Annotated in this window: 8 protein-coding genes; 4 read left to right on the top strand and 4 right to left on the bottom strand. The window is 72.8% G+C overall.

What is annotated here, in order from left to right; translation table 11 throughout:
- Positions 1-78 precede the first annotated feature (78 nt).
- The gene (locus ACFVWU_RS43665) at positions 79-471 is read right to left on the bottom strand and encodes a nuclear transport factor 2 family protein (protein WP_387632037.1); all 393 of its coding nucleotides are present in this window, start codon (positions 469-471) and stop codon (positions 79-81) included.
- 197 nt (positions 472-668) lie between these two features.
- Between ACFVWU_RS43665 and ACFVWU_RS43670 the strand changes: the two genes are divergently transcribed.
- Positions 669-1061, top strand: a complete 393-nt coding sequence (locus tag ACFVWU_RS43670; protein ID WP_387632039.1) for a hypothetical protein — start codon at positions 669-671, stop codon at positions 1059-1061.
- Entirely contained in the window at positions 1051-1758 is a 708-nt protein-coding gene (locus ACFVWU_RS43675) for a pentapeptide repeat-containing protein (protein ID WP_387632042.1), read from the top strand. The genes ACFVWU_RS43670 and ACFVWU_RS43675 overlap by 11 nt, the downstream gene beginning before the upstream one ends.
- Before the next feature lie 100 nt (positions 1759-1858).
- On the opposite strand, the gene ACFVWU_RS43680 is transcribed toward ACFVWU_RS43675, so the two are convergent.
- On the bottom strand, positions 1859-3178 hold the full coding sequence (locus ACFVWU_RS43680; protein WP_387632044.1) for a hypothetical protein: 1320 nt from the start codon (positions 3176-3178) through the stop codon (positions 1859-1861).
- A 381-nt stretch (positions 3179-3559) separates the two neighbouring features.
- On the opposite strand from ACFVWU_RS43680, the gene ACFVWU_RS43685 reads away from it, so the two are divergent.
- A complete protein-coding gene (locus ACFVWU_RS43685) occupies positions 3560-4678 on the top strand; it encodes a peptidoglycan recognition protein (protein ID WP_387632047.1) in 1119 nt (372 codons plus the stop codon).
- Between the two features lie 179 nt (positions 4679-4857).
- Positions 4858-5385, top strand: a complete 528-nt coding sequence (locus ACFVWU_RS43690) for a SixA phosphatase family protein (RefSeq protein WP_387632049.1) — start codon at positions 4858-4860, stop codon at positions 5383-5385.
- Positions 5386-5412: 27 nt separating this feature from the next.
- Here ACFVWU_RS43690 and ACFVWU_RS43695 read toward each other — a convergent pair whose 3' ends face one another.
- Both ACFVWU_RS43695 and sigJ read right to left on the bottom strand, forming a co-directional pair.
- On the bottom strand, positions 5413-6078 hold the full coding sequence (locus ACFVWU_RS43695) for a hypothetical protein (RefSeq protein WP_387632051.1): 666 nt from the start codon (positions 6076-6078) through the stop codon (positions 5413-5415).
- Between the two features lie 55 nt (positions 6079-6133).
- Complete coding sequence (sigJ, locus tag ACFVWU_RS43700) at positions 6134-7093, bottom strand: RNA polymerase sigma factor SigJ (protein ID WP_387632054.1); 960 nt, start codon at positions 7091-7093, stop codon at positions 6134-6136.
- Positions 7094-7341 lie beyond the last annotated feature (248 nt).

Raw genomic sequence — 7341 nt, forward strand, 5'->3', positions numbered from 1 at the left:
GGTAGGAAGTCGGCCGGGCCGACTTCCTACGCCGCGCCCGTCCAGGGGTGGACTACTCCTGGTCGGCGGGGTGCCGCGCTACAGCACCTCGGCCGGGTCGGCGTAGGCGTGCATGCTCACGATCCGCCCGTCGCGGACGGTGAACACGTCGGCGACGGTGATGTCGTGCGGGCTGCCGTCGGTGAGGACGCCGTGCACGTGGTGGACGATGACGACGGTCTCGCCGCGCCGGTGGGCGACCGGCTCGGAGTGCAGTTCGCGCCACATCGAGTAGGAGGCGCTCAGGTAGTGGTGGACGGCGTCCGCGCCCCGGTGCGGGCCCCCGTCGGGGAACTCCTCGGGCTCGACCCAGTCCACCTCGGGGTGGAGGTCGGCGACGGCGGCGTCGATGTCGCCCCGGGCGTACGCCGCGTAGGCGGCGAGCACGAGGGTGACGTCGGGATCGGTGTGGTCCGCGGGAGGGGAGGTCATGCCGGGGACCGTACCCCGTGCGGCAGTTGAGCGTCAGCGGCGTCTTCGACGAGGCGCCGTCAGCGGATGGATTCGCTCGAACGTGGTTGATCGAAAAGTGAATTGACGGCCGGTCCGACACGTGACGAGACTTCCCGGTGGCGGGCGGCCGGGTGCCACGCCGGGCCCGCCGTACGCACGTGGTTGGAGGGAGCAGGATGTCGACCTGGCATGCGGGCCTGTGGGGGCTGCTCGGGTCGGGGCTGATCGAGGCTTGGGACCTGTACGCGGCGATCCACGCCTCGCGCGGTTTTCCGTGGAAGCGGCGTGGCCGGCTCGCGCTGGCGCCGTACCTGGTGGCGGTCGCGATCCGGCTCGGCGTCGGTGTCGGTCTGGCGGCGGTGTACGCGGCCGGCGGGCAGATCGTCGGGGCGATCGGGGCCGTCACGGTCGGCATCGCCGCGCCGAAGATCCTGGAGCAGCTCGCCCGCCGGGCCACGGTGGACGAGCCTCAGGCCGTGGTGGTGCCCCGGGCGAGGCCGGGCGCCCCGTCCGGTCGCGCGGTCGGTGTGGAGGCGGTTCGGGAGGAGGGAGCGGTCGATGCTCGCTGACTCCTTCGGCCGTCAGGTCCTCGGCTACATCGCCAGAACCGAACCGCCGTTCTGTTCGCCCGCTCCGGTGTGGCCGCGCCCCGGCTTCCTGGCGATGCTGCGGGCGGCGCTGGCCTTCCAGCCGTACCGGCGGGTCCGGCACGGTGGGCAGCTGGCGGGCGCTGACCTGCGCGGGGCGGACCTGGCGAACGGTGCCATGGCCGGCGCGGCCATGGCCGGTGCGGATCTTCTCGGTGCCGACCTCAACGGTGCGGATCTGCGGGGAGCCGGTCTGCGCGGTGCCGTGCTGCGGGACGCCAACCTGTTCAGGGCGCAGCTGATCGGTGCCGACCTGCGCGGTGCCCGGCTGCGCGGCGCCAACCTGGTGCGGGCCGACCTGACGGACGCGGTGCTGGTCCAGGCCGATCTGACCGATGTCCGCCTCGTTCATGCCGTCCTGTGCAATGCGTGCCTGGGGGGCGCCGACCTGACCGGGGCCCGTCTGCAGGGCGCGGATCTGAGCGGTGCCGACCTGCACACGGCCGACCTGGCCGGCACCGAGGTGACGGGGGCCCGGTGGTCGGAGGGGACCCGGTGGCCGGCGGACCTGTCCGAGGAGATCCGGTCCAGGTCCGTCGAGGTGGCGGACGGCATCTGGGAGATCCGGGCCGACGAAGCGCGCGACCGTGCGGACATGTGCGGCCCGGTGCCGGTCTGAACCCGCGCCCACGGCAGCGACCCCCACCAGGGCGATGCCTGGTGGGGGCCGCTGTCACGCGTGTGGTCGAGCGCTACCGCTCTCCCGTGTTCCGGATCGGTCAGGCGCGCCGGCGGCTGATCCGCGTGGCCGCCGCGCCGGCCGCGAGGAACGCGGCGGAGAGGCCGAGCACGACGGGGGTCTTCGGGGCGCCGGTCTGGGCCAGCTCGCCGTGGTGGTGCTCCTTGCCGTGGTGCTCCTTGCCGTGGTGTTCCTTGCCGTGGTCCTCCTCGCCGTGGTGGCCGGGCTTCACCTCGTGCTTGTGCCCTTTGTGGTGGGCCGGCTTGTGCGGCGGCACGGCCTCCACCTCCTCCGCGACGAGCTTGATCTTGTTCAGGTTGGACTGGGAGGCCGACTGGCTGTTGATGGCCGTGTTCTGGGCGCTGTTGTGCGCGGAGTTGTTCGAGTTGCTGGTGGCGCTGTTGTTGGCGCTGTTGTTGAGGTTGTTGGCGACGGTGTTCTGCACGACGACGGTGACGTCGACGTGCTGGTCCTGACCCTGGTTCTGCGCGGCGTTGGCGTTCTGGTCCTGGTTCTGCTCTTGGCCGCCGTGCTCGCCGGGCTTGCCGTGCTCGCCGTGTTCGCCGTGTTCGCCGTGTTCGCCGGGCTTGCCGTGCTCGCAGGGCTCGCAGTGCTTGCCGTGTTCGCCGGGCTTGCCGTGTTCCCCGGGCTTGGCGTGCTCGCAGGGCTCGCAGTGCTTGCCGTGCTCGCCGGGCTTGCCGTGTTCGCCGTGTTCGCCGTGTTCGCCGGGCTTGCCGTGCTCGCAGGGCTCGCAGTGCTTGCCGTGCTCGCCGTGTTCCCCGTGCTCGCAGGGCTTGCCGTGCTCGCCATGGCCGGCCGGGAAGCCGGGCAGGCACATGAACTCGCCGCCGTGGTTGATGTGGCCGTGGTTCTCGTGCCCGGACCTGGCATAGTTCTCGCCGCCGTTCGCCCCCATGTCCGCGGGAAGCGTCGACGGCATCTGCTCCGCCGGCCGCTCGCCCCTGGGGGCCTGCCTGTCGGGCCTGGCCGTGTCATCCGGCTGCGCGGCGTCGGCCGGCTCCGCGGAGGCCAGGTCCTGGCTGTCGGCCGGGGCCGCGGAGCCCGGCTCCTGGCCGTCGGCCGGGGCTGTCCCGGGCTCGGCGTCGTCGGTCCGGTGGGAGGGACGGACGGCCTGCGTCGGCTGGAAAGCGCTGGTGAAGGTCTGGGCGCCGTCCGCCGAGGTGCTGCCCTCCCCGGCCAGGCGCAGAAGGCTGTCGACCCATTCGCCCTGGGACTGCGTCGGACCGGCGGCCGCGCTGTGGTCGGTGACGGGCGAGGCGAAGGCCGTGCCGCCCGCGCCCCATACGAGGGCGGCCGAGGTCAGTCCGGACAGGACCAGGGTGGTGATTCGAATTCGCATGACGCTCCTGGATGATCCTCAAAACGGATCTTCTGAATACGCTCCTTTACCACCGGACCGTGAGGAACGCCGCCGCGGATTAACCACACCGGCCCAAAGGATTACGGAGCACGGACGAACGTCGCCCCGTGTGGTCCGCGCCGCCGTTCGCGCCGTCACGCCCGCGACGGAACCGGGCCTGCCGGACGCCGCCGCCGACCGAAATCCCCCGTATGGCGGAGCTCTTGAAGGGACGTGCGGATGCCGGTGCCAACCGCCCGACCGGTCGAATTCGACCAGGCATTCCCGGTTCCCCGTCCTCGTGCGCCGGCCTCCTGGCGTGACGATGTGCCGACCGCCGACGACATGCAGGGGCGATGAATTGTGGTGACCATCCGTTCCATGAGGATCTCAATCCCGGCAGCCGTCCTCGCCGGCTGCATCGCCGCCCTGCTCTTCCAGCCCCCCGCCGCCGCCGACAGCTCGGGTGCCCCCGCCCCGGCACCGCGCACCTCCGCCGGGGGCGGCTCGGTCACCTCCGTCCCCCTCACCGCCAGCGGTGCGGTCGCGCCCCGGGCCACCCGTGCGTTCGAGCTTCTCGGCGTGGTCTGGGACGGCGCTCCCGACGCCCTCGCCCAAGGCTCCGTGCGGGTCCGCACCCGGGACGCCGCCACCGGCCGGTGGGGCGACTGGCACACCCTGGAGGCCGATGCCCTGGACGGCCCCGAGTCCGCGCCGCACGGCGCCACCGCCCCGCTGTGGACCGGCCTCAGCGACGGCGTCGCGGTGGACGTGCACCCCGGTCCGGCCGGCCTTCCGCGCGGACTGCGGGTCGAACTCGTCGACCCCGGTCAGGGAGCCGTCTCCACCGACGCCCAGACGCTGCCCGAGCGACCGGCCGCTCCCGCCACCGCCTCCGCCCCGCGCCCCGGCATCGTCACCCGGGCCGGCTGGGGTGCGGACGAGTCCATCCGTGAACAGGGCTTCGTGTACACCGGCCCGGTCAAGGTGGTCTTCGTCCACCACACCGCGACCGCCACCGACTACGCCTGCTCCGACGCCCCCCGGGTGATCAGGTCGATCTACCAGTACCACGTGCAGGGCAACGGCTGGCGCGACATCGGCTACAACTTCCTGGTCGACCGCTGCGGCACCGTCTACGAGGGCCGCGCCGGCGGCGTCGACCAGCCCGTCTTCGGCGCCCACACCCTCGGCTTCAACACCGACTCCGCCGGCGTCGCCGCCATCGGCACCTACACCTCGGACGAGCCGCCGCAGGCGTTGCAGGACGGCCTCGCGAAGATCGCCGCGTGGAAGCTCGGCCTCACCGGCCGGTCGGCCGGTGGCAAGGCCCAGCTCACCTCCGGCTCCGACGCCAGCCTCTACCCGAAGGGCAAAGTCGTCGAATTCGCCGCCATCTCCGGCCACCGCGACGGCTTCGCCACCGAATGCCCCGGGGAAGCCCTCTACGCCAAGCTCCCCGCCATCCGCAGCACGGCGGTGCGCCTGCAGGACTCGTAAGCCGTGAGGTGCGGCGCCAACTCCGCTACGGTCGGGGTCGCTTGAGTGGAGCGGGTGCGGGGTGAGGCGACCGCACCCGCTCCACGACCCCCTGGGACGGGTCACCACGACTGTCGGCCGCACCACTGCGGATCCGGCAGCCGAGCCCCCGCGCCCGTACGCAGAACACGGAGCAGCCCGTGCCCGAGGAGAAGCAGCGCCGGATCGTCCTGGTGCGCCACGCCAAGTCCGACTGGCCCGACGTGGACGACCACGACCGCCCCCTGGCCGAGCGGGGCCGCAAGGCCGCCCCGGCGGCCGGTCGTTGGCTCGCCGACCAGGGCCTGACCCCGGACCTCGCGCTGGTCTCCACCGCCGTGCGCACCCGCCAGACCTGGGCGCTCATGGCCGCCGAACTGCCTGCCGAGCCCGAGACCGTCTACGACGAGCGCCTCTACGACATCGGCTTCGGTGAGCAGCTCATCGCCCTGCTCACCGAGACCCCGGACGACGTGGGCACCCTGCTCGTGCTCGGCCACAACCCGGTGATCCACGAGGCGGCCGACACCCTGGCCGGCGAGGCCGAGGACGACGGCCAACTGGCCCGGATGCGGGGCCGCTTCCCGACGGCCGCCATCGCGGTGCTGGCCTTCCGGGGCCCCTGGCGGCGCGTCGGGCCCGACGTGGCGCGCCTCACCGCCTACCGCACGCCCAAGGACGCCGTCTGAGCGCCGTGCCCCGGGGGGTGCGGTGCGTCAGGCGCGGGTGCAGACGTGGGTGGTCCTGCTGCTGCCGGCGGTGTGGACGATGGTCAGGGTGGTGCCGTCATACGTCACCGCCAGGTTCTCCCGGCTGCTGTCGTTGGAGCCGGGCGGCTGCCAGGGCAGGGTGAGTTGGACGCTGTCGCCCACCGTCGCGGGGACGCTGAGGGCCTCGGGGGAGCGGTGTTCGTTGACCAGCGGGCCGGGGCCGTCGAAGAAGTCCAGCGCCAGGTGTCCGCCGCGCAGCAGGAAGCTGCCGCGCCAGGTGCCCGCCTTGCCGGTCTGGCCGTCCCAGGTGATCGTCCAGCCGCCGTTGCCGCCGCCGTCGGTCTGGACGGTGACCTTGCCGTGCATGGGCTTGCCCCGGGAGCTGGTGGACTGGAGAGTCCAGTCGCCGCGCACGAAGGCGTCGAAGGCGCGGTCGGCGACGGTCGGCTTCGCGGTGGCGGGCGGGGCGGCGGTGGGGGCGGGGGAGTCGCCGGAACCGGTGGGCGGGGCGGCGGCCGGGCCGCCGCTTGCCGTCTTCCCGCCGTCACCACTGCTGCTGCCGCCGCTGGAGCAGGCGGCGACCAGCGCGGACCCGACGCCGATCGCCAGGTAGCGCAGGGCGTTGCGGCGGCCTATGACGCGGGCTGCGGCGCCCACCTGACGGATGTTCATACCGGTCTCCCCGTTTCGACATGGTTGATCAAAGCGGGGAGTCTAGATGATTCCCCTACCGTTGCCGCACCTTCCGCAGCCCGAGGTCGGACACCTCGCCCAGGTGCCCGAGCTTGTCCGGGTTGGCCACCGCGTGGATCCCGCGCACCGCGCCGTCGACGATGTCGAGCGCGACCACGTTGAGCACGCGCCCCTGGCCGTCGTACGCCACCATGCCCGGGTGCCCGTTGACCCGGGCCGGCACCAGAGTGGCGCCGAGGGCGGCGATCCGGCGTATGCCGCTGACGAGCAACTGGGCGACCTGGCGCGGGTTGTCGACCGAGCGGCCGATGGCCTGGGCCTTGCCGCCGCCGTCGCCGTGCAGGACGACGTCGGGGGCGAGCATGCCGAGCAGCTCCTCCAGGTCCCCGCCGGCGGCGACCTCGAAGAAGCGGCGGGCGAGTTCGTCGCCCTCCGCGCGCCGGGTCGGGGGCAGCGGGGCGTCCGCGCTCACCGCCAGGCGCTTCCTGGCGCGGGCGAAGATCTGACGGCAGTTCGCCTCGGACTTGCCGGTCAGCTCCGCGACCTCCGGGTAGCCGTACCCGAAGGCCTCGCGCAGCATGAACACCGCGCGCTCGACGGGGGAGAGGGCCTCCAGCATCACGAGGAAGGCCATCGACAGCGAATCGGTCAGCTCGGCGTGCTCGGCCGGGCCGCCGGGGCGGTCGGCGAAGGCGACGACCGGCTCGGGCAGCCACTGGCCGACGTAGGTCTCGCGCCGCACCCGGGCCGAGCCGAGGTGGTTGATGCCCAGCCTGGTCACCGCGGTGGTCAGGTACGCCTTCAGGTTGGTGATGGCGGTGCCGGCCTGTTGGGCGCGGGTCAGGTTGAGGAAGGTGTCCTGGACGAGGTCCTCGGCGTCGCCCACCGAGCCCGTCATGCCGTAGGCGATGGAGAACAGCAGCGGCCGGTACCCGACCGCGTCCGCCGCGTCCGTCGCGTCCATCGATCCCGCCGCATCCGCCGATCCCGTCATGGAAACGCCTCCCGTTCGACGCCGCCCCACCCGGGGGTGGCGCGCGTCACATCGGTACCTGTCACAGCCTGCCCGGCTGCCCTGTCCTAGAGGGCAGCAGCGGACAACGTACCGAGGAGCACGCCGTGGAAGCCCGTCTGAACCGTTCCAATTAAGTGATCAGGAGTGAGTCTTGGACCCAGGTCTGATCACTGCGTGCATCCCGAACGGTGGTGGATGCCCGGCTGGTCGCCCGCGTTCTCGTTGTC

The sequence above is a fragment of the Kitasatospora sp. NPDC058190 genome, assembly GCF_042883685.1.
In the GTDB taxonomy this organism is placed as follows: Bacteria; Actinomycetota; Actinomycetes; order Streptomycetales; family Streptomycetaceae; genus Kitasatospora.